The sequence below is a fragment of the Algoriella xinjiangensis genome, from assembly GCF_900115015.1.
Taxonomy (GTDB): domain Bacteria; phylum Bacteroidota; class Bacteroidia; order Flavobacteriales; family Weeksellaceae; genus Empedobacter; species Empedobacter xinjiangensis.
The window spans coordinates 71,420-92,909 of record NZ_FOUZ01000008.1 but is presented as its reverse complement, the minus strand read 5'-3'; the positions used below and the strand labels follow the sequence as shown (position 1 = coordinate 92,909).

21 protein-coding genes, 1 pseudogene and 1 riboswitch are annotated in these 21,490 nt (G+C 33.1%); of the genes and pseudogenes, 8 read left to right on the top strand and 14 right to left on the bottom strand.

The genetic code is table 11. The features are described 5' to 3' along the window. Positions 1 to 224 precede the first annotated feature (224 nt). From BM072_RS15635 to BM072_RS08945, 12 genes and pseudogenes are all read right to left on the bottom strand, one after another. Positions 225 to 551 (bottom strand): DUF6660 family protein, encoded by a 327-nt coding sequence (locus BM072_RS15635; RefSeq protein WP_092908331.1) that lies wholly within the window; start codon positions 549 to 551, stop codon positions 225 to 227. A 59-nt stretch (positions 552 to 610) separates the two neighbouring features. Then, positions 611 to 1,018 carry a Fur family transcriptional regulator gene (locus BM072_RS09000; protein WP_092908330.1) on the bottom strand — a complete coding sequence of 136 codons (408 nt, stop codon included), beginning with the start codon at positions 1,016 to 1,018 and terminating at the stop codon, positions 611 to 613. 222 nt (positions 1,019 to 1,240) lie between these two features. After that, the gene (locus BM072_RS08995; RefSeq protein ID WP_092908427.1) at positions 1,241 to 3,511 is read right to left on the bottom strand and encodes a multicopper oxidase family protein; all 2,271 of its coding nucleotides are present in this window, start codon (positions 3,509 to 3,511) and stop codon (positions 1,241 to 1,243) included. A gap of 23 nt (positions 3,512 to 3,534) precedes the next feature. Beyond that, positions 3,535 to 3,984, bottom strand: coding sequence for a heme-binding domain-containing protein (locus BM072_RS08990; RefSeq protein WP_092908329.1), 450 nt, complete (start codon positions 3,982 to 3,984; stop codon positions 3,535 to 3,537). A gap of 1 nt (position 3,985) precedes the next feature. Next, entirely contained in the window at positions 3,986 to 4,645 is a 660-nt protein-coding gene (locus BM072_RS08985; RefSeq protein WP_092908328.1) for a DUF3347 domain-containing protein, read from the bottom strand. Between the two features lie 39 nt (positions 4,646 to 4,684). Then, the gene (locus tag BM072_RS08980; RefSeq protein ID WP_092908327.1) at positions 4,685 to 5,206 is read right to left on the bottom strand and encodes a DUF305 domain-containing protein; all 522 of its coding nucleotides are present in this window, start codon (positions 5,204 to 5,206) and stop codon (positions 4,685 to 4,687) included. 19 nt (positions 5,207 to 5,225) lie between these two features. After that, the gene (locus BM072_RS08975; RefSeq protein WP_092908326.1) at positions 5,226 to 6,104 is read right to left on the bottom strand and encodes a DUF3347 domain-containing protein; all 879 of its coding nucleotides are present in this window, start codon (positions 6,102 to 6,104) and stop codon (positions 5,226 to 5,228) included. Positions 6,105 to 6,199: 95 nt separating this feature from the next. Further along, complete coding sequence (locus BM072_RS15490; protein ID WP_177190293.1) at positions 6,200 to 6,580, bottom strand: hypothetical protein; 381 nt, start codon at positions 6,578 to 6,580, stop codon at positions 6,200 to 6,202. Between the two features lie 455 nt (positions 6,581 to 7,035). Beyond that, positions 7,036 to 9,576 carry a heavy metal translocating P-type ATPase gene (locus BM072_RS08960; protein ID WP_092908324.1) on the bottom strand — a complete coding sequence of 847 codons (2,541 nt, stop codon included), beginning with the start codon at positions 9,574 to 9,576 and terminating at the stop codon, positions 7,036 to 7,038. 86 nt (positions 9,577 to 9,662) lie between these two features. Next, positions 9,663 to 10,226, bottom strand: a complete 564-nt coding sequence (locus tag BM072_RS08955; RefSeq protein WP_092908323.1) for a helix-turn-helix domain-containing protein — start codon at positions 10,224 to 10,226, stop codon at positions 9,663 to 9,665. Between the two features lie 82 nt (positions 10,227 to 10,308). Beyond that, positions 10,309 to 11,280, bottom strand: a pseudogene (locus tag BM072_RS08950) (TraM recognition domain-containing protein); the annotation flags it as partial. 126 nt (positions 11,281 to 11,406) lie between these two features. Then, positions 11,407 to 12,198, bottom strand: a complete 792-nt coding sequence (locus BM072_RS08945) for a S1/P1 nuclease (RefSeq protein WP_092908322.1) — start codon at positions 12,196 to 12,198, stop codon at positions 11,407 to 11,409. Between the two features lie 248 nt (positions 12,199 to 12,446). Between BM072_RS08945 and BM072_RS08940 the strand changes: the two genes are divergently transcribed. From BM072_RS08940 to BM072_RS08920, 5 genes are all read left to right on the top strand, one after another. Then, positions 12,447 to 12,788: a PadR family transcriptional regulator gene (locus BM072_RS08940; RefSeq protein ID WP_092908321.1), complete on the top strand. Its 342-nt coding sequence runs from the start codon at positions 12,447 to 12,449 to the stop codon at positions 12,786 to 12,788. Beyond that, the gene (locus BM072_RS08935; RefSeq protein WP_092908320.1) at positions 12,781 to 14,577 is read left to right on the top strand and encodes a PspC domain-containing protein; all 1,797 of its coding nucleotides are present in this window, start codon (positions 12,781 to 12,783) and stop codon (positions 14,575 to 14,577) included. Before BM072_RS08940 ends, BM072_RS08935 begins: the two co-directional genes overlap by 8 nt. 123 nt (positions 14,578 to 14,700) lie before the next feature. Next, entirely contained in the window at positions 14,701 to 15,261 is a 561-nt protein-coding gene (locus tag BM072_RS08930; protein ID WP_092908319.1) for a 1-acyl-sn-glycerol-3-phosphate acyltransferase, read from the top strand. A 2-nt stretch (positions 15,262 to 15,263) separates the two neighbouring features. Then, positions 15,264 to 15,686, top strand: a complete 423-nt coding sequence (locus BM072_RS08925) for a PaaI family thioesterase (protein ID WP_092908318.1) — start codon at positions 15,264 to 15,266, stop codon at positions 15,684 to 15,686. After that, positions 15,679 to 16,701 carry an isochorismate synthase gene (locus BM072_RS08920; RefSeq protein WP_092908317.1) on the top strand — a complete coding sequence of 341 codons (1,023 nt, stop codon included), beginning with the start codon at positions 15,679 to 15,681 and terminating at the stop codon, positions 16,699 to 16,701. The genes BM072_RS08925 and BM072_RS08920 overlap by 8 nt, the downstream gene beginning before the upstream one ends. A gap of 29 nt (positions 16,702 to 16,730) precedes the next feature. On the opposite strand, the gene BM072_RS08915 is transcribed toward BM072_RS08920, so the two are convergent. Next, positions 16,731 to 17,510: a M48 family metallopeptidase gene (locus BM072_RS08915; protein WP_092908316.1), complete on the bottom strand. Its 780-nt coding sequence runs from the start codon at positions 17,508 to 17,510 to the stop codon at positions 16,731 to 16,733. Between the two features lie 100 nt (positions 17,511 to 17,610). Here BM072_RS08915 and BM072_RS08910 point away from each other — a divergent pair, with 100 nt between their 5' ends. Beyond that, positions 17,611 to 18,444: a 1,4-dihydroxy-2-naphthoyl-CoA synthase gene (locus BM072_RS08910; protein ID WP_092908315.1), complete on the top strand. Its 834-nt coding sequence runs from the start codon at positions 17,611 to 17,613 to the stop codon at positions 18,442 to 18,444. Positions 18,445 to 18,832: 388 nt separating this feature from the next. Continuing rightward, positions 18,833 to 19,453 (top strand): SGNH/GDSL hydrolase family protein, encoded by a 621-nt coding sequence (locus BM072_RS08905; protein WP_092908314.1) that lies wholly within the window; start codon positions 18,833 to 18,835, stop codon positions 19,451 to 19,453. A 37-nt stretch (positions 19,454 to 19,490) separates the two neighbouring features. On the opposite strand, the gene BM072_RS08900 is transcribed toward BM072_RS08905, so the two are convergent. After that, a complete protein-coding gene (locus tag BM072_RS08900; RefSeq protein ID WP_092908313.1) occupies positions 19,491 to 20,270 on the bottom strand; it encodes a T9SS type A sorting domain-containing protein in 780 nt (259 codons plus the stop codon). Between the two features lie 174 nt (positions 20,271 to 20,444). Then, positions 20,445 to 20,575, top strand: a riboswitch (FMN riboswitch). A gap of 141 nt (positions 20,576 to 20,716) precedes the next feature. Here BM072_RS08900 and ribB point away from each other — a divergent pair. After that, on the top strand, positions 20,717 to 21,379 hold the full coding sequence (gene ribB / locus BM072_RS08895; protein ID WP_092908312.1) for a 3,4-dihydroxy-2-butanone-4-phosphate synthase: 663 nt from the start codon (positions 20,717 to 20,719) through the stop codon (positions 21,377 to 21,379). The last annotated feature ends 111 nt before the right edge of the window (positions 21,380 to 21,490 follow it).

Below are 21,490 nucleotides of genomic sequence, written 5' to 3'. Positions count from 1 at the left end.
TTTAATTTTTGATAAATAAATTATTGCCTCTAGTCATAAGAAGCCAACAGATAATCAAATAACTATTGGATGAAGTGGATAATGCCTGTAATTATTTCTATAAACAAACATTCGTAGAAAATACATAACACGAACACGCTAACAGTACCGTAAAGCCAATAAAAGGCATACAATTACTAAGGCTTGCAACAAACCATCAATAGCATTAAGAAAATCTGAAAAAATTAAACAGTAAATTTGGGAGGATGCCAAATACTTCCTGAGTAGAAGGAAATTAAAGTAAAATCACGAAGTGTAATTTTTTTAACAACAAGAGTGGGTTTAGGTTGCTTGATTTCAAAAGGTTTGAAATGGTAAGTAGTAATACTTATACTACAACAATTGCAATAACAAAAAGGACCGCAATTGTCATCGCTATCCTTGTTGTGGTCGTGAGATTGAACGGTTTCAATTTTAGGAATGGTATCTTCACACTGATTACTTCCATCGCTACAAGGCAATGAAAAAAGTACCATCAGGTAAAAAGTCCATATTGTGATTATCCATCTCATTTATAGTGCAAATATAGAAAAATAAACTTTGCAATCGGATTGCAAAGTTTCATAGTATTTTAGTTGCATCTGTCACACCGTCCTTTGAGTACCAAATTGATGCCTTCTAATTTAAAATTTAGTGGAATATTGATGTTTGGAATTTCGGTATCGGTAAGACAAAAAGTTCGCTGGCACTGGGAGCAATGAAAATGCGTATGCTGTTCTGAAGGTTTGCAATTGCAACCCGATTGACAAAGTGCATATTTTACAACTCCTGTTCCGTCGTCTATAGTATGGATAAGTTTGTGCTCTAAAAAAGTTTTCAGCGTTCTGAATAGCGTAACATTATCTGCATTTTCAAACTGTTCTGCTAATTCCTTATGACTGATGGCATATTGCTGTTTCAACAATTTTTCTATTACCAACAAACGCATTGCTGTGGGTTTAATATTTCTTTGTTGTAAAATATTTTCTTCATTTTTCATAATGATCAATTTCTATTGCCATTTACTCCAAAATCGAGAGGCTATGTTAAAATGGGTGTTCAAACTAACGGTTTTGCTATTTAATCTACAATATAATTTCTTATTAATACGAATTAAGGGTTGGGTCTTAATAGTTATGGTTTTGCAATATTTAATTTTTTGTAATAAACCGCAAATTAATTGATGGTTTTAACCCTTAATTCGTATTATATACACTGTTTACTAATAATTCAGTGCGAGCCCCACTCCAAAACCCATATCGCTATCGTAATGTGTACGGATGCCAATGTTTTTGTTGATGATGTACTTTAGGTCTGCCATATATTCCATATCAGTATTAACCATAAATCCTGCTCTTATTCTTTTGGAAATTGGAATATCTTCCCGCATTAATGACAAACGAACAATTCCATCATGATATACTTCTGCCTGAAAGTTTACCAACATTGGCAAAGTATACATAAAACCTAAACTAAAGGCTCTGCGGGTATCTTTTTCGTTTTTCTGTCCGAATAAATTTGTTTCGTGTTCATCCATTCCCATTTTTCGGTATCGCCAATCAAAACCAATAAACGGCATAAACCATTGCATTTTCCCAATGTATCTTCCTAAATGAGTTTCTACTTCATAACCATGCATATCATTATAGCCTAAACGCCATTCTGTACCTAAAGACCATCTTGAGTTCTGGAGCATTGCATCACCATCATTACCATTAGTTGCAAAATCATTCTGCGCCATAAAGTGCGGCATATTGCTTTCTCTCTGCAACTTGTTATAGGCTTGTTTTTTGTTGGGTAAATTCGGATTTTGATAATCATCTACTGCAAAAACCCTGTTCATTCCCGACATCATATGATATAAGATATGACAGTGGAAAAACCAATCTCCTTCTTCGTTTGCTAAAAACTCAATGGTATCCGTTTCCATTGGCATTATATCTAAGACATTTTTAAGTGGTGATTTTTCGCCTTTGCCGTTGATTACCCTGAAATCAAAACCATGCAAATGCATTGGGTGGCGCATCATTGAGTTATTATGAATGGTAATTCGTAGAATTTCTCCTTTTTTTACAGGTATTTTATCAACTTCTGAAAGTATTTTATTATCCATACTCCACACATAACGGTTCATATTTCCGGTAAGAGTAAATTTCAATTCTTTTACTGGCGCATCTTTAGGAAGTGAGGTATTGGAAGGAGATTGTAGCATTGCATAATTCAGCGTTTTGATTTCTCCCAAAGCATTTGCATTGTAACGGTTGGGATCATTTTCCATATTCATATTGTGTTGGCTGTGGTCTTCTTTCTGCTTACTATCTCCTGTGATTTCGGGATACATTACCACATTCATATCCATTTGGTTCAAGCTCATTTTCATTCCCATATCGTCCAAATCGCCGTTCATCTTCATCATATCATTCATCATTTTCATCCCTTCAAAATATTTCAATTTTGGAAGTGGTGAAATGAGCTGTTTGATGCCATTACCTACAAAATAGCTTGCTGACTGTGTTCTGTCTTCGGTAGTTGCTAAAAATTCATAGGCAACACCATCTTCAGGAATGGTTACCACCACATCATAAGTTTCAGAAACTGCAATAATTAATCTATCAACTTCTACAGGCTCTACATCATTACCATCATTGGCTACTACGGTGATTTTTCCGCCTGCATACCTCAACCAAAAATAAGAAGAAGCACCACCGTTTGATACTCGTAACCGTACTTTATCGCCTGCTTTTAACGTTTTGCCATCAACCGTTTTTAAATCAGTAGAATGATTTCCGTTGATTAAAATTTTGTCATAATAAACATCGCTTACATCCATTGCCAACATACGCTTCCATTCGTTCTTAATTTTTGTTTTGAAATGACCTTCTTTGATAGCTTCTGCATAAGATTGTGTCGCATTTTTTTTAATCGCTGCCCAATCATTGGCATTATGCAACATACGGTTGATGTTATCGGGATTAAGGTTTGTCCATTCACTTAAAATAATAGGAATGGTAGGTAGATCATCAATTCCTTTTCTAAAAGATTTATCATCATCCTTTTTCTTCATTACGAAACTTCCATACATCCCAATTTGCTCCTGCAAACCAGAATGGGAGTGATACCAGTGCGTTCCGTGTTGGATAATAGGAAAACGATAGGTATATGTTGTACCTGCCTCAATCGGTTTTTGTGTAAGCCAGGGCACTCCATCTTCCTTATTGGGCAAGAACACACCGTGCCAATGCAATGATGTACTTTCTTTTAATTGGTTGTGTACTACAATTTCGGCAGTATCTCCCTCCGTAAATGTTAGGGTAGGCATTGGTATTTGACCATTTACAGCAATGGCTCTTTTTTCTTTGCCTGCATAGTTTACAAGTGTGTCTTTTACATAAAGGTCATAACGGACTACCTTTTGTGCAAAAAGAGATTGCGAACACAACAGTATGAAAACTGCCTGTAGCAATCTGATAGTAATATTTCTGGGTATATTCATTTTAATATTTTTATTAATGAAACTTATTCCTGCTCTTTTAACCAATTGGTTAATACTTTGATTTGCTCATCATTCAGTTTTGCCTTTTTATGCATTATTGTATATGATGATAAGGGCATTTGTTTAGTCTCGATTTGTTCTTTAATTGAGTTTAATAATCTTTCCTGCTTCCTATTTGAATATATACCCCATTCGTTGAAATTCAAATCCTCTTTTGCGTTTTTGATGTGATTTTCTACCAATGTTCTTGCAGGCTGTACATAGTCGTACCAAACGTAGTTGGTATTGTTGCTATGACAATCGTAGCAAGAGGTTTGAAACATCGCTTTTACTTGAACAGGCATTTTATAGGCTTGGGTAAAATCGGTTGTGTAAACCTGCCCATTATCTACATTAAGGGCAGGCTGATAAAATTGTATTCCAATAAAAATAAACAGCACTATTGTCAATATTATCTTTAATACTTTCTTCATTTTAGAACTCTTTTTTTACAGAGCCACAGGTAAGCATTTTACCGCCATAGTAAGGGTTTTTGATAGCTTTAGCTTCGCTAATCCAAACCGCACCTTTACCATCGTTATACATTGGACAATGGTCTTGATATAATTTTTGTGTAGTTCCAAATAATACTATAAGATCGGAAACATCTTTGCTTAATGATGCTAAATGTTCTCTTTGATGGTCTATTTTGCCTGCATTATCGCCAATGTGTTCTGCATTTTCCTTAGCATTTTCAGCTATCTCCATATATTCTTTATGTTTATTCGCTGGGATAGCGTTCATATCCACATTTTTTAAGGTAGTAAACAATTGCTTTCCTGCATTAGCAGCTGCTTTGTCATTATCTGCAACAAGTGCATTTTTTAAAGCCAAATAATCCTTAATTATAGGTGCGATAGTAAACTTTTGAGCTTGCTTCACATCGGATTTTTCAGCCTCTTGAGAAGACGTATAAGTTGAAGTAACAGTTGCTACCGTATCTTTGTGTGTAGGTGATTGTAACTCCGGAGTTGCAGCAATTGTTGTGCTATCATTAGCTTGCTGGTCGCTATTTTTATTTGAAGATTGATTGCAGGAAATTGTTACCGCTGCAACTGTTACTAATGTAATGATTGAGAAAATTATATTTTTCATTTTATTTATTTTTAATATTATTGAAGAAATTTATCTTATTTATTTGTTTTCAAATTCATTTAGCTTACGCTTCATAAATTCGATTTCTTGTGCCTGTGTTTCCAGTATGTTTTTTTGTAACTGTATCAATTCGGGGTCGGTAAGCTTAGCTTTTTCAGACATCAATACTGCTGCTGCGTGATGCGGTATCATACCTTTTACAAACTCCTTATTGCCCACAAATAATTGCTCCCGAATACCAAACCAAGAAAAGATGCCAATCGCAAGGGAAACCGTTATGATTGCCCAGTTGATTTTTTTGTTTTCATACATTCCTTTCATTATCAATAGTTCTATGATCAACATTGCAGAAACCATCAGCAATGTCATATATAAATTATTGATGTTGGGGATAAGGTTCTGCAAACCGTCAATCATAGCATACATAATAAAATACATAGCTACAAACATTGCAACAGCCATTACAGCAAAACGTTTGTACATTGCTAAAGAATGATTGGGGTTATTTTCTTCACTCTTTTGGGTATGTTGCATTCCGTGTTGGTTTTTCATACTTTCCATAACAATAGCGTTTTATTTGTTATTTAATAGTTTCCTGCACACTACCGCAGGTAAGCATTTTAGAACCGTAATATGGGTTTTTAACCACTTCTTCCTTACTTAACCAGTTTGCACCTTTCCCATTATTGTACATGGGGCAATGCAGATAATAAACAGGTGCTTCTTGTTTTGATACCTTAGTTAATTCATACATATTCTTAGAAAGCAAAGCGAAAGTTTCTCTTTGTTTTGCCACATCTTTGGTTGTAGCAATTTTTTCAGCATTTGCTGTTAAATCCTTCATCACTTCCATCCAAACGTTATGTTCCTTGGTAGAAAGTTTTGTCATTTCTACCGCTTTAATGGCTTTTACCAATTCAGCGGCTTTTGCAGATGAGATACCTGCATCAGTTTTTACTAACGCATCTTTAACCGAAAAGTAGTTCTCGAAAACGGTTTTTAATTGCGGTACATTTTGCGTTTCAGTGGTGTTTTTTTGAGCCATATCGCTTTGGTTATGGTTGGCGTGTTCATTTTTCATATCCATACCTGCATCTTTGGTTTTTGCAACTGGTTTTAGTTCCCTTTTATACTGGCAACAGTCGGATAATTTTGCATATACATCATCTGGAGCCAAAAATTTCTCGCTGTCATAACCTGCCAAAGCAATACGTTTCAGTATTTCATCCTGATTTGTTTTTTTATCATCGTATTTAAGTGTAGCCATTTTGGTGTCTTTATTCCATTCTACTGTGGCTACATTTTTTAAATTTCCTGCTTTTTCGATGGTTGTTTTACACATTTCGCAGTTGCCATATATTTTTACGGTTTCTGTTTTTGCATTTTTGATTTGTGCAAAACTGTTTACAGCTGATAGTAATACGGTGATTACCATCAATATTTTTGATATTGATTTCATTTTTATTTTTTTTTATTTAATAAGATATACGAAGAGTTTGCGAAAACTGGATTCAGCTTTCGACAAGGCACACGTATGGCTAACAAGCCATCGTTTTAGCTTATTTTAGGTGGTTGCCAAATGGAAGAGTAGCCTGAAGAATAGTAGGCTTCTTTGAAACCGAATTTTTGCTTTTTAATTTCAGCAAAAGGGTCAGCTGTTTTTAAATCTACTGGTATTGGTAAGCTTACAGAAGATGAAGAAGTGCTGCATCCACAAGAACTGTGCTTACAATTGCCGTCGCAGTCGTGACCATCTTTGCATTTTTTACAGGACTTGTCCTTGCAACTGCTTTTATGTTCTGCTTTTGCAGATTGATCTTTTGAGCAGGACTTTTGCTCTGTCTTAGTTGTTTTTTTTGCACAAGCATAGCTTATGCTTGGCATTAGGAAAAAGCCCAAACATAGTAAGATGACAAAGCTGATATGTTTACTCAAATTTTTCAACACTACAAAATTATGAAATTATTTCTTTTAATTGCTATATTTTGCACTTTCGTGAACTGCAAACACAGAATTATAGATAAAATGTCTAAATCACTAGTCTGCATAGTCCTTTTTATGCTTATTAAAATAAATATACAGTGAATTACCTAAAGTGTTTGTTATAAGTTAAATAACTAAACAGGTATTAGGATAAGTAAATTATCTTTGTTTAATGGTTCTATTTTAAAACCTGCTTTCTGTACAGTTTCAATTTCCTGTTCTTGTGTAATTCCTTCTGATTTTACGGTAAGCACCTTGTCTTTAGTTGTATCTACTTCCCAATGTCATATACCATCGGCATTATCCAAATGAGGTTTTACAGATGCTACACATCCACCACAGTTAATATTTGTTTTGAATCGTAAGTCTTGATTATTCTTTTCCATTTTGTTTATTGAATAATTCATTTAAAGTTTAAAACTGCGTAATCGCAATGCATTTGCGATTACCGATACAGAACTTAAAGACATTGCTAAAGCTGCAATCATTGGAGATAATAAAATTCCAAAAAACGGATATAAAATACCTGCTGCAATTGGAACACCAAGCACATTGTAGAAAAAGGCAAAGAATAAATTTTGCTTGATGTTTTTCATAACAGCATGGCTCAAATTTTTTGCTTTAACGATACCTAATAAATCGCCTTTTACTAAAGTTATTTTGGCACTTTCTATGGCTACATCGGTTCCAGTTCCCATAGCTATTCCGATATTGGCTTGTGCTAATGCCGGAGCATCATTTATACCATCACCAGCCATAGCTACAATTTTCCCTTCTGCTTGTAAACGTTTAATTTCGTTGAGTTTATCTTCGGGTAAGCATCCTGCTTTATAGGAAGATAAACCTAATTCATCCGCTACTGCTTTGGCTGTATTAACATTGTCACCAGTAAGCATAATTACTTCTACACCTTGAAGCATTAGTTCTTTTATCGCTGCTGCACTCGAAGTTTTTATCGCATCGGTAATTGAAACAAAACCAACTGTAACACCATCAACAGCAATGTAAGAAACCGTTTTACCAAGTTTTTGTTCTGCAATAATTTTGTTTTCTAAATCGTCAGAAATAGTTGCCTTAACCTGTTCCATTAGTTTTTTATTGCCTAATGCTACTTTTCTATTGGTAACCGTTCCTGTAACTCCTTTTCCTGTAACATTTTCAAAATCTTTGACTCCAATTAATGAAATAGATTTTGTTTTGGCATAATTGACTACTGCTTGTGCCAATGGATGTTCACTGTATTGGTTTAAGGAAGCTATATTTTGCAATAAATCATCCTCGTTATTAGTTGATGCGTAAATTTTTTCTACCGAAGGTTTTCCCTCTGTTAGCGTTCCTGTTTTATCTGTTATTAAAACATCCACCTTATTCATATTTTCTAAGGCTTCGGCATTTTTAATTAATACACCAGATTGTGCTCCTTTGCCCACACCCACCATCACAGACATCGGCGTGGCTAAACCTAAAGCACAAGGACAAGCTATGATTAAAACTGCAATGGCATTTATAAATCCATAAACCTTCGCTGGTTCTGGACCAAATAGTGCCCAAACAAAAAAAGTAATTACTGAAATGATTACTACAATGGGTACAAAATATTTAGAAATACTATCGGCTAATTTTTGAATGGGTGCTCTTGAACGAGAAGCATCGTTAACCATTTGTACAATTTGAGAAAGTAATGTTTCAGAACCTACTTTTTCGGCCATCATTACAAATGATTTGTTCCCGTTGATTGTTCCCGAAATTACATTATCGTCTTTCTTTTTGTCAACGGGAATTGGCTCTCCTGTAATCATTGCTTCATCAATACTGCCTTCACCATCGGTTATTTTTCCGTCAACTGGAATTTTATCTCCTGGTTTTACGCGTAATAAATCACCTTTCTTAATATCATGAATGGAAATCACTTTATCGCCCCCTTCACCAATCAAAGTAGCTTCGGTTGGCGCTAATTGTAATAACGCTTTTATAGCTCCACTGGTTTGGCTATGTGCTCTTGCTTCTAACAATTGTCCCAACAAGACCAGTGTAATGATTACTGTTGCCGCTTCAAAATAAAGATGAATGGTTCCGTGTTCGGTTTTAAATTCTTCGGGAAAAATATTCGGAAACAGCATTCCTACAATACTAAACAAAAATGCAACTCCAGTTCCTATTCCGATAAGGGTAAACATGTTTAGATTCCAAGTGATTATGGATTTCCAAGCTCGTACAAAAAACATCCAACCAGCATAGAAAATAACAGGAATTGAAAACAGAAATTGCACCCAGTTCCACATGTTACTGTCCATTATTTGAAATAACGGATTGTTATGCACCATTTCCATCATGGCAATAATGAAAATTGGCACCGTAAAGAGGGTTGCAATTTTCATTTTTTTAAGCAAATCCAGATAGGTTTTTTTTTCTTCGGAATCGCTTGGTTCCATGGGTACTAAATCCATTCCGCATATAGGACATGAACCCGGACTATCTTGAATAACTTCGGGATGCATTGGAGAGGTGTACATCGTTTTCTTTACATCCAATTCTGCTTCTTTTACCAAATGCATTCCACAAACAGGGCAATCGCCAGCTTTATCATAGGTTTTATCGCCTTCACAATGCATTGGGCAATAGTATTTGCCTCTTATATTGCTAGTCACTTCGATTGTTTTTTTATCATCGTGAGAATGAGCGGAGCAGCAGGATTTTGCCACTGGTTCATTTGTCGTGGTATGTTGTGGGCTTTTGTTATTGCTCATTTCTATGGTATATTTTCCAACAGCGGTTAATGCTTCTTGCAATTGTGTAGTTGGAATGTGTTTATCCATTGTCAGGGTAGCTGAGTTTTCATCTTTTGAAACTTCAACATTTGTCACATTTTCAACCTTTAATAAAGCCAATTTCACCTTTGCTTCGCAACCTCCACAGGTCATACCTGTTACTTGATATTTGTGTACCATTTTGTTTGAGTTTTATTGTGATACAAAGTTCCATTTTGTTTCCATTTTTTCCTTGTGGAATTTTGGGAATGATTTGTAAGATTTATTTAGACCTTATCCAAAGGTTTTCTTTTATCCTCTCGTATTTGCTTGAAATAACTTGGGGTAAGTCCTGTTACCTTTTTGAATTGGTTGCTTAAATAGGCTACACTTGAGTAATTTAAACGCAAAGCAATTTCACTTAAAGACAGTTCATCATATACCAATAGTTCTTTCACCTTCTCTATTTTTTGGGCAATAAAATACTTTTCAATCGTAGTACCTTCTATTTCCGAAAACAGGTTGGATAAGTAATTATAATCGTGGTGCAGTTTACTGATTAGCACATCTGAAAGGTTGTTTTTGGTGTCGTTGTCTTGATGATGAACCAACTCTATGATTATATTTTTTATCTTTTCAATGATGCGGCTTTTTTTATCGTCAATTAGTTCAAACCCTAATGAGGTAAGTACTGCGTCAAAATTCTTCTTTTGTTCATCCGTCAATTCTTTGTCCAATGTTACCTCTCCAAGTTTGATGTTTTTTACATCCAACCTTAATTTATCCAATTCATTTTGCACTACCATAATACAGCGGTTGCAAACCATGTTTTTAATAAAGAGTGTCGTCATATTTATTACCTATTCATATTAAGCAGAATAGCCAAATTTACGATTTAAATTAAAGCATAAATATTATGTTGAATATTGTTTTTTATTCCTGCACCAAATGCTGTAAATCAGGATCATTCTTAATCCGCTCCAATTCCTTTTTAATAACCTGAACAATATCTTGTTTGATCTGTTTATAATTCGTTTCTATTTCCTGCTTCATTTTATCATCGCCGTGTTCATCAACAAAGGATAAGATTTGCGGTATCTCCTGATAAACTTTAGTTTCTGCGGCAACTTTTTCATTGTCCACAACAATTTCAGCGTGAAATATTTTTTGCTCGATACGTTCATCAAAGTTATCGGAGACAGCCCCCACAAACATACCTTGTGTTAGTGTTGAAATTTTGGAAGCTGGAATAAGACTATCTAATTGTGTGGAAATGGAAGTTGACGTATCATTTCGGTTGATTGATATACTTTGACGCTTTTGCAATACTTTCCCGAACCTTTCCGAAAGGCTCTTTGCAGTTTCGCCAACTACCTGACCCGAAAATATATTGCCCACAGTGTTTTGGATAACCTTTGCTTCTTTATCGCCATAATCCCTTATCAATTGCGAAAAATCCTGAAAGCCTAAACAAACTGCCACCTTATTACTTCGGGCAGTTGCAATAAGATTATCTAATCCACGAAAATAAATAGTGGGCAACTCATCAATAATAACAGAACTCTTTAATTGCCCTTTTTTATTAATGAGTTTAACAATCCTTGAATTATACAATCCCAAAGCTGCCGAATAAATATTTTGACGGTCGGGATTGTTTCCAACACAAAGGATTTTCGGTTCTTTGGGATTGTTGATGTCCAGTGAAAAATCATCGCCAGTCATTACCCAATACAATTGTGGCGAAATCATTCTTGATAAAGGAATTTTTGCTGATGCAATCTGCCCCTGTAATTGGTCTTGTGCACCACTTTGCCACGCATCCATAAACGTCGAAAGATAATTTTCCAGATCAGGATATGAAGTAAGGATAGTGAATACATCCGAATACTTCTTGTTCAGTAATTGTTAAAATGTAAGTTATATTGGTTTTTCGATAATTTTATACAATATAAATTAATTGTTTTACAATGTTTTAGATAAAAAAATCCCGAATCTATGATTCGGGATTGTATATTATTAATGTCGTTTTTTCTATTTAAAAATGTCGTCTAAAACTTTTGCTAAACGTAAACCACCTTTCAACATTTGATCTTCTACAATAAATTTATTGTCAAAATGGTAACGGTAACCTAATTTGTCATCCATTTTTACATTTGCGTAAACTGTATTCGCAATAGTATAAGAACCGTAAATCCAATCAGCAAAATTACCTTCTTGCATTACTTTTCTTTGCGATTTTGGAGCAATATTTAATAGATTAGAATATTCTGTGTACGAGTAGTTTTCGTAATCTACCAATTTAGAATCCCAAACAGTATGAATATTTACTTTGTCGCGAAACCATTCAACTTTAATTTTATTTCCACCTAAATCATCTGGACGACCAACGTGCAACGGTTGATGTGCATCGCCCATAATGTGAATTAAGAAATATAAATCGTGTTGTTTTTCTTCGATTGTAAGGTTTTTATTGTTTTTTAATTCATTCATCAAAAACATACCTTTTTTGTACATATTTTCTTCTGGTGTTTCGTTTAACGCAACATCAAATTGTGCACGCGTCATTCCACCAGGAATATTAACGTAATGAAAAGTATCTGCATGTTTCCAAGAACTATCCGATTTTATAAAATCTGGCCAATTTGCCCAATAAGCTAATTTTTGTTGCCCAATAATTTTATCTAAAGCCTTTCTTGTTTTATGGCTAATATTTTGTTCTGCTATTTCAGAAACAACGCGGTGACCTGTTAATCCCCAAGCTAAAGCATTACTCGATGCTAAAAATGCACCTAATAAGAAAGCACTTCCTACTAATTTTTTCATTGTGTGAGTACGATTTTAGGCAAAGATACTAAAACAAAATCAACTCATTTTAGTGATTTTTGATGCTTTTATTTAAGTTTAAATTAAATTTTATAAAAAACTTTCAAATTTTTTTCACATCAAAATTCGTTTAAACACTAGGTTGTTGTGTTTTATTTGTATAGAACTAAAAATAAATCAGTACTTTGTTTTGCATAATACTAAAACTTTTATATATATTTGTATAACAAAACAAACAAGTCGTTCTTATGAATATAGAGAAAACAAAAGTACAAATGCGTAAAGGCGTACTAGAATATTGTATTCTCAGTATTATTGAAAAAGGAGATGCTTATGCATCGGACATAATTGATGAATTGAAAAAAGCAGAGATGATAGTTGTAGAAGGAACTTTGTATCCGCTTTTGACAAGATTAAAAAATGATGACCTTTTGCAATATCGCTGGGAAGAATCAACATCTGGACCACCACGTAAATATTATGCATTAACCGAATCGGGTGAAGCATTTTTAAAAGAATTAGCCGACACTTGGGAACAGTTAATAGAAGCTGTCAAAAAAGTAACCAAAGAAACGAATAACCATGGATAAAACAGTATCAATAAGTATAGGAGGATTTTCTTTCGTTTTAGACGAAATAGCCTATAGCAAGTTAAAAACTTATTTACAAGATGTTAAAACTTCATTAAGAGGTACAGAAGGTATTGAGGATATTATTGAAGATGTAGAAATCCGTATTGCAGAATTATTTCGCGATCGTTTAAAATTTAGAGAAGTTGTAAACGAAGACGATATCAATTATGTAATCGCAACAATGGGACATCCAGATCAGTATAAAGTAGAAGACGAAGATGGTGAAACTTCATCATCATCTCATCAAACTAATTATACAAATGCAAACCAATCATATGGTGGTCAACAAACAGGCGCAAAACGTTTGTACCGCGATCCAGACGATGCTATTATTACAGGTTTATCAGCTGGTTTAGCACATTACATTGGTGTAGATCCATGGTTTGTACGTGCAGTTTGGTTAGTATTAGGTGTTTTAGGCATTTTTACAGCAGGTGTATCATTCTTTTTAGTCGTTTTTTGTTATTTTATTTTATTAATTTTTGTTCCAAAAGCAAAAACAACATCAGAAAAATTACAAATGTTTGGGCAACCAGCTAATATTGATACACTAAAAAAAAACGTAGAACAAGCGGGTGAAGCAGTTGTAAACGGCGGACGCGAATTGAGTAATAAATTAGGAGGCGTTTTCGGAATATTTGGTAAATTTTTGTTCTGGTTCTTAGGATTTATAATTTTAAGCACAGGTATAGGATTAATCATCGGTGGATTTGCTTTTTTCTTCACAACTTGGACAGAAATGCCAACAGAATTGTTTGGATACCTTGTAGAAGAACAATGGATGAGCAGTGCTTCTAAAATATTAGGCGGTCTATTAATGGTAATTCCAGGTGTATTATTAACAATATTAGGTGTAAAATGTTTTTGGAATAGTGTAAAAGTGAGTAAAGCCGTTATTTTTGGATTTGTAGCAATATGGTTTATCGCATTATTCGCAATCATCGGAATAACTGTTAGTACAGCAAGCAAATTCAGAAGTTCTGTAGAAATGACAGATGATAAGGTTTTAAACATACCTTCAGACACATTACAAGTACAATTTTTGGATAAAGAAGAAGGAAATTACAAATACAGTGGTTTTAATGATTTAGAACAATTAATTGACGAAAACGGAAATTTAGTTATTCCAATTTACGAAACATTCGACATCGAAGAAAGTAATGATAACAACATTCATTTAGAAGTTCGTTATTCATCAAAAGGTGGAAGTAAAGAAGAAGCAAAACGTAATTTAGAGTCGATTAAATACAGCTATAAATTAGAAGGAAATAAACTAAACTTAGATAAGTTTGTTAAGATTCCTAAAAACGGGAAGTTTAGAGAGCAAACAGTCGATATTAAAATCTATGTTCCTAAAAATAAAGTAGTTTTTGTTAGAAAGTCAAATTCAGTAAACATCCGCTCTGGACAATATGATACAGATTATGTTAACGATATTAATAACAATTACTTTGGATATAATGGAAAAAAATTCGTATGTTTGAATTGTCAAAAAGATGAAGATTCTGATAACGAAAATTCAAACCAAGACGAAGATTTGAATATTAATATTCAAGACGAAAATGACTCAGCAAAAGTTATTATCGATAAAAATGGATTAAGAGTTCAAAGTAACGGAAAAACAGTAGGAGTAGGCTACGTTGAAGGTGCTAAATCTAAAAATGAAAAAAATAACCAACAAATAAACTATAAAGATGATACAGATTCTATTAACATTAACTACAGAAATCATCAAAACAATCGTTGATTTCTTCGCGTAAAACTTATGAAATAACAAATACAAAATATAAAAAGACATTCTATTTAGGATGTCTTTTTTTGTTTTAACACAGATAACAATTCTATACAACAATTCTTTTATATTTGTCAAATGAAGAAACTAATCGGTAAATTTTTATACGCCCTTGGTGGTTGGAAATTAGACAACCATCTCGACTTGTCAAAAATTGATAAATGCGTATTAGTTTGTGCTCCACACACTTCTAATTGGGATTTTTACTACACAATTTTAGCCTTTTGGCAAATGGGAATTCCAATGAAAATGTTTATCAAAGACGCTTGGACAAAACCTTGGTACGGATATTTTATCAAAAAAATGGGCGGTATTGGGATAGATCGTTCTCAACGCCATAATATGGTCGATTTTGCAGCAGAAATTCTAGAAAATGCAGATCGTTTATATTTGATTAATACACCAGAAGGAACAAGATCTCGTGCAGAAAAATGGAAAAATGGCTTTTATCATATTGCTCAAAAAGCGGAAGTTCCTGTAGCTTTAGCTTATTGTGATTTTAAGAAAAAACGTGCCGGAATTTCTAAAATTGTAGACACAGAAAATCGCTCTTTAGAAAATGTTTTGGACGAAATCCAAGATTTTTATAAAAATGTAACACCAAAATATCCTGAATTATATAATCCTAAAATTTATTAAATATGAACGCAGAAGAAATCTTACATAAGTTTCAGGAAATGTCAAAAAATACATTAATTGAAACATTAAATATAGAATTTACAGCGGTTGGAGAAGATTTTTTATCTGCCAAAATGCCTGTAACGCCCAAAGTACATCAACCATTTGGTTTGTTGCACGGCGGCGCATCAATTGTGTTGGCCGAAACTTTAGGTAGCACACTTTCTAATATTCTAATAGACAATAGCAAAGAGGTTGCAGTTGGTCAACATGTGGATGCTAATCATTTGCGTGCAAAGCGTGATGGGACAGTGTTTGGACACGCAACTGTGGTAAAAAAAGGTCGTACTTCGCATTTAATTAAGATAGAAATTAAAGATGAAAACGATAAATTAATTTGTTACACACATTTAACAAACGCAATTATTCCGACAGATTATGTTTAGACAATTTCAAGATAAACTTGAAAGACTTATTCAACAAAAAAAGCCTTTTGTACTTTTCAGAAAACCAAACGAAACCAAAGTTGAGTTATGGGAAAATCAAGAGAAAAAAACAGCTAGAAAATTTAGTTGTAACAGTTTTGATAATTCAACTTTAATCGAATTTAATGATGATGAGGTTGTAGAAATTTTGATTGATGATTTACCAAAAATCGAACTTTTATTACCAATTTCAACTCAAAATGAAGCAATTTCGTACAACGATTATATTAATTTAATAGAAAAAACGGTTGAAGAATTAAAAAGTGATTCTGATACGCAGAAAATTGTAATTAGTCGAATAAAAGAGCTTGACAAACACGATATTGATTTATCCGAAACGTTCAAAAATTTACATCAACATTATCCAAATGCATACGTTTATTTACGATATGATGTTGAAGAAGGTTGTTGGATTGGCGCTTCGCCAGAATTATTATTAAAAGAAGAAAATCAGTTGATACAAACGGTTTCTTTAGCTGGAACAAAAGCAAAAGAAGACGATTGGACGGATAAAGAGTATCATGAACAACAAGTTGTAACCGATTATATTACAGCAACATTATCTGGTTTTACAAATTATATTGATGTAGATGGACCATTTTCTGTAAATGCAGGTTTTTTTGAGCATTTAAAATCATTTATTTCTGCACAATTAATTGATAAAGATAAATTATACGATGTTCTGAAAGCTTTACATCCAACGCCAGCAGTAGGAGGAATGCCGAAAGATTTAGCAAAAGATTTTATCATAAAGAATGAAGGATATAATCGTACTTTTTATGCTGGATTTATGGGATATGAAACCGAAACTGAAGCAGAGTTTTTTGTGAATTTACGTTGTGCTAAAATCTATCAAAATAAAGTAAAATTATATGTTGGTGGAGGAATTATGCCAGATTCAATTCCCGAAAATGAATGGAACGAAACTGAGTTAAAATCTAAAACAATAGGCGAGTTATTAATTGAATTGAAATAAAAAAAGAAGCTATTAAGCTTCTTTTTTTATTATTTCTTCTTTGCGTCTTTGGCAATTTTTTCTTCCACTTTTTTAGCACGTTTCGCACTATCTGGATGACTTGACATTAATTTTTGTGCAGTCGAAGCTTTTCCGTCTGATAAACTTCCTAATTTATTAAATGCCGAAGCCAATGCAGCAGGATCTTTTCCTAAAGCAACCATAAATTTGTAAGCATATTCATCAGAACCAGATTCTTGACCTTGCGAAAATTGTGCAGAAGTTAGTTGCGTAGCGATTTCTCCTACTTGAGAATTAGATAAAGTAGAAAGTGTACCATTTGTAGAACCTCCATAATCTGCTAAAGCTGAAGTTAACAAAGCTTGTTTATATGCTTTTTTGGTATGACCCAATTTTACATGTCCTATTTCGTGACCAATTACGCCTAAAATTTCATCATCTGTCATCAAATCCATTAATCCAGCAAAAACGCGCACGCTTCCGTCGTAAGTTGCAAATGCATTAATATCACTAACCCAATAAACTTTGTAGTTAATATCTAACCCGTCATATCCTTTTGCAGGCGCAATAATTTTTTCTAAACGCTCTGCATAAGCACGTTTGGTTTTATCTTTATCATTTATCAAACAAACAGGATTGTTGTTATCCATCCAATCAACAGATTCTTTTGTGTAGGTTTTTAATTCATCATCAGAAACTGTAAATGCTTTTGCTCCTTTTACAAGAGCGCCGATTTTTCCAGAATTAATCTGTGCAAATCCATAAGTTGCACCTAAACATAATGTTAGGCTAAGTAGTAGTTTTTTCATGGTAAGTAAGATTTTATTTTGATGTTTCTAAAATAAGAATAATTGATAGAAAAACCTTAATTTCGAAAAGTTAAAAAAGTAAATAAAAATAAACGATATAATGGCAACAATTAATTGGCAAACCGTAAAAGAATACGAAGATATTACGTTCAAAAAATGTGATGGTGTAATGCGAATCGCATTTAATCGTCCTGAAGTTAGAAATGCTTTCCGTCCGAAAACTGTTTTCGAATTATTAGATGCTTTTCAATTAGCAGAAGAAGACCGCGAAGTTGGCGTAATTCTATTAACTGGAGAAGGACCGTCTGCAAAAGATGGTGGTTGGGCTTTTTGTTCGGGAGGAGATCAACGCGTTCGTGGTAAAAAAGGATACGAAGGTGGAGATGGAGTTGGACGTTTAAATATTTTAGAAGTACAACGTTTAATCCGTTTTTCTACAAAAGTAGTTGTAGCGGTTGTAAACGGTTGGGCTGTTGGTGGCGGACATTCGTTACACGTTGTTTGTGACATGACATTGGCATCTAAAGAGCATGCGATTTTTAAACAAACGGATGCTGATGTTGCAAGTTTTGATGCAGGTTATGGTTCGGCTTATTTGGCAAAACAAGTTGGTCAAAAACGTGCGCGCGAGATTTTCTTTTTAGGATTAAATTATTCTGCACAAGAAGCGTATGACATGGGAATGGTAAATTTAGTTGTTCCGCATGATGAGTTAGAGCAAGTTGCATTTGATTGGTCGCAAGAGATTTTAACAAAATCGCCAACGGCAATTAAAATGTTGAAATTTGCCTTCAATTTAGTTGATGATGGTTTAGTTGGACAACAAATTTTTGCTGGAGAAACAACACGTTTTGCTTATGGAACAGAAGAAGCAGAAGAAGGTCGTAATGCTTTCTTAGAAAAGCGTCCACGTGATTTTTCTAGATTTAGATAATCAATTCTAAAAATATAAATATTATAAAAAGCGATGCAGAAATGTGTCGCTTTTTTTGTTTCTAATTAACTAATTATAGTGAGTAAAATTATTCAAATTATGATGTAAATTTCAATATAATTTAATTGGTCTATGGCAATCATTTTACAAAACTTCATTACAAAGGATACTGTAATCCTAATAATACTAATGTTTAGCGGATTTGTTTCGTTTATAATTACTTTATGCACTTTACTTATAAATGCATTGATGAAAAGCACCAAATCATTTTTATTCTATTTCTATTTATTTATCATTTCTTTTTCGGTGATTCTTGCGATTATTTGGTTAATAATAATTGAGACAGATAGTTTATAATCTTAAATTTGACGAACAGGTAAAATGTAAAATGACAAATTGCTTATTTTTTGGAGACAGTATAACTTATGGCGAATACGATGGTATTTTAGGCGGTTATGTGGATGATTTGAAACGATATTTTCATTCAAAATATTACAATGAAAACGCAAACGAGGTAAATTGTTTTAATCTCGGAATTGGCGGAGAAACCACTGTTGGATTATTAAATCGTTTAGAAAATGAGATAAAAGCTCGTCTTTCTCCTGATGAAAATCTAGTTTTCTTTTTTTATGGCGCAAATGATTTAGCAATTAAAAATAACGAAGAAATAGTTTCGCTTCACGATTTTAAACATCATATAGAAACAGCAATAAATCTAACACAAAATTATACGCCACATATTTTTTTGATTAGTATATTGCCAATTGCTTCAGAAATAGATGGAGTAGTAGTTGCTTCGGGAAAATTAAGGACAACCGAACGAATAAAATTATTCAACCAACAATTAAAAGAAATTGCGTACGCTCATCAAATTCCATATTTAGATATTTATTCGGTTTTTGAATCAAGAAAAGTAGAATTGATTTCGAAAGATAATGTTCATCCAAACGAAAAAGGATATGCGTTGATTTCAGACTTAATAAAACCAATACTTGATAAATATTTGTAAAAAAGCATCTTAACTATTAAGATGCTTTTTTTAAGTTTTATTTTTTAATGAATTTAGCAGAACTATTTCCTATTTTATAAATGTAAGTTCCTTGCGGTAAACGTTGAACATCAATAGAAATTTTATTATCTGTAGAGTTAAAATCTTTTTTGATAATTGAGCGTCCATTAAAATCAAAAATCTCTATATTATTTATTCCGTTTTTTGGGTTAACAATATTTAAAGTTGTTTGTGCTGGATTTGGAAAAGCCTGTAAAACTGAGGTTGTTTCAATTTCAGCAATAGATAAAGAAGTTGTAGGTAAAAGATAAACCTCTTCAAAATATTCAGTAGGATTTTTTAAATTTGTTTGAGTAATCATCAATTTATTTTTATTTGTTACTATGTCATGATAAACTGTTGGATAGTAATATGAAGAATAATCGCTTGTTGTTAAATCTTTAATTATTTTTCCGTCTTCATCAATGATTAAATATTTATTTTGTCCGTTATTATTATTTCTAACCTCTACAATAAATTCATATTTTTCGTCTGTGTTAAAAATTTGTTTAGAAACAGCAGACCAACGATCATAAGTATCATAAGAAAAATGTAACTCTTGTTCAATAGCAATATCAACATTAATTGTTTTCTTGACAGAATAATCAGTATTATATAAAACAAGTTTATTATTTTTTGTCGTAGAAATATAAGCAAAGTCTTTATTATTTGGAATAACAGTAACGCTTTCATTATTAGAAAAAGTCTTTTCTAGTGTAATTTGTCCAAATAAAAGAGAAGAAGCAACGAATGCTCCAGAGAATAAAAGTTTTTTCATAAAAATTTAAATTTTAACAAATCTACTTTTTATTTTTAATTAAAAAATGTGGTAAACCGTAAAATACATGTAATTTTTAGCTTAACTCATTATAAATAATCAATTCATCTTTTGTAAATTTGCCAACGAAAGTTTATAGTAATTTATTCAAACAAATTATTCATAATCAAACGAAATTTTCTTCGGGGCAAGGCGAAATTCCTTACCGGCGGTTATAGTCCGCGACTCCTTTATTTTTAAAATTTAGGACTGATTTGGTGAAATTCCAAAACCGACAGTTAAAGTCTGGATGAGAGAAGAAAATTGAATGTAATTTCTGTCACGCTAAATCAATTTTAGCGTCACATCTTTAATGATAGATTGTGATGTGGTTCCGAATTTTATTTGGAATGGCACGTTGTTATATTCCGCCCTGAAGTGATGTTTCATTTTAAAATTTAAAATCAATGAAAACAATCACACAATTTGGCAAAAATGCTAACGAAAGAATTGCTTTGGCAATTAAAGAACTTCAAAACGGAAAAGGAATCCTTTTAATTGACGATGAAAATCGCGAAAATGAAGGTGATATTATTTTTCCAGCTTCTACTATTACAGCGCCAGATATGGCTTTATTAATCAGAGAATGTAGCGGAATTGTTTGTCTTTGTATGACGCAAGACAAGGCAAATCAATTGGATTTACATGCAATGGTTACTGATAATAATTCGCGTTTTCAAACTGCTTTTACAGTAACTATTGAAGCGAAAGAAGGTGTAACAACGGGTGTTTCTGCCGCAGATCGTGTACAAACAATAAAAACGGCTGTAAATGTAAATGCAAAACCATCAGATTTAAATCGTCCAGGACATGTATTTCCTTTAATTGCAAGAGAAAATGGAGTGATAGAACGCCGTGGACATACCGAAGGTAGCGTAGATTTGGTAAAATTAGCTGGTTTAGGAAACGAAGCTGTTTTATGCGAATTAACTAATCCTGATGGTACGATGGCAAAGCTTCCTCAAATTATAGATTTTGCAGAAAAACATGAAATGTGTCTGCTTACAATAGAGGATATTTACGAATATCGCATGCAATTACAAGAGCAAAATGCAGTAGAATTTGCATAAATAAAAACATAAAATTAAACTATAAACTTTCAGAAATCTTCAATCAGAAATGGTTGAAGATTTTTTTATATTTCCGCAAAAATAATTGATGAATATCAATTTTGATTCTTC

Coding starts and splice junctions, on each gene's coding strand:
- BM072_RS15635 (WP_092908331.1), bottom strand. CDS start 551: ATGAGATGGATAATCACAATATGGACTTTTTACCTGATGGTACTTTTT.
- BM072_RS08955 (WP_092908323.1), bottom strand. CDS start 10,226: ATGACGACACTCTTTATTAAAAACATGGTTTGCAACCGCTGTATTATG.
- BM072_RS09000 (WP_092908330.1), bottom strand. CDS start 1,018: ATGAAAAATGAAGAAAATATTTTACAACAAAGAAATATTAAACCCACA.
- BM072_RS08985 (WP_092908328.1), bottom strand. CDS start 4,645: ATGAAAAATATAATTTTCTCAATCATTACATTAGTAACAGTTGCAGCG.
- BM072_RS08900 (WP_092908313.1), bottom strand. CDS start 20,270: ATGAAAAAACTTTTATTCTCTGGAGCATTCGTTGCTTCTTCTCTTTTA.
- BM072_RS08935 (WP_092908320.1), top strand. CDS start 12,781: ATGGATAAAACAGTATCAATAAGTATAGGAGGATTTTCTTTCGTTTTA.
- BM072_RS08940 (WP_092908321.1), top strand. CDS start 12,447: ATGAATATAGAGAAAACAAAAGTACAAATGCGTAAAGGCGTACTAGAA.
- BM072_RS08960 (WP_092908324.1), bottom strand. CDS start 9,576: ATGGTACACAAATATCAAGTAACAGGTATGACCTGTGGAGGTTGCGAA.
- BM072_RS08905 (WP_092908314.1), top strand. CDS start 18,833: ATGACAAATTGCTTATTTTTTGGAGACAGTATAACTTATGGCGAATAC.
- BM072_RS08995 (WP_092908427.1), bottom strand. CDS start 3,511: ATGAATATACCCAGAAATATTACTATCAGATTGCTACAGGCAGTTTTC.
- BM072_RS08910 (WP_092908315.1), top strand. CDS start 17,611: ATGGCAACAATTAATTGGCAAACCGTAAAAGAATACGAAGATATTACG.
- BM072_RS08975 (WP_092908326.1), bottom strand. CDS start 6,104: ATGAAATCAATATCAAAAATATTGATGGTAATCACCGTATTACTATCA.
- BM072_RS08980 (WP_092908327.1), bottom strand. CDS start 5,206: ATGGAAAGTATGAAAAACCAACACGGAATGCAACATACCCAAAAGAGT.
- BM072_RS08945 (WP_092908322.1), bottom strand. CDS start 12,198: ATGAAAAAATTAGTAGGAAGTGCTTTCTTATTAGGTGCATTTTTAGCA.
- BM072_RS08915 (WP_092908316.1), bottom strand. CDS start 17,510: ATGAAAAAACTACTACTTAGCCTAACATTATGTTTAGGTGCAACTTAT.
- BM072_RS08990 (WP_092908329.1), bottom strand. CDS start 3,984: ATGAAGAAAGTATTAAAGATAATATTGACAATAGTGCTGTTTATTTTT.
- BM072_RS08930 (WP_092908319.1), top strand. CDS start 14,701: ATGAAGAAACTAATCGGTAAATTTTTATACGCCCTTGGTGGTTGGAAA.
- BM072_RS08925 (WP_092908318.1), top strand. CDS start 15,264: ATGAACGCAGAAGAAATCTTACATAAGTTTCAGGAAATGTCAAAAAAT.
- BM072_RS08920 (WP_092908317.1), top strand. CDS start 15,679: ATGTTTAGACAATTTCAAGATAAACTTGAAAGACTTATTCAACAAAAA.
- ribB (WP_092908312.1), top strand. CDS start 20,717: ATGAAAACAATCACACAATTTGGCAAAAATGCTAACGAAAGAATTGCT.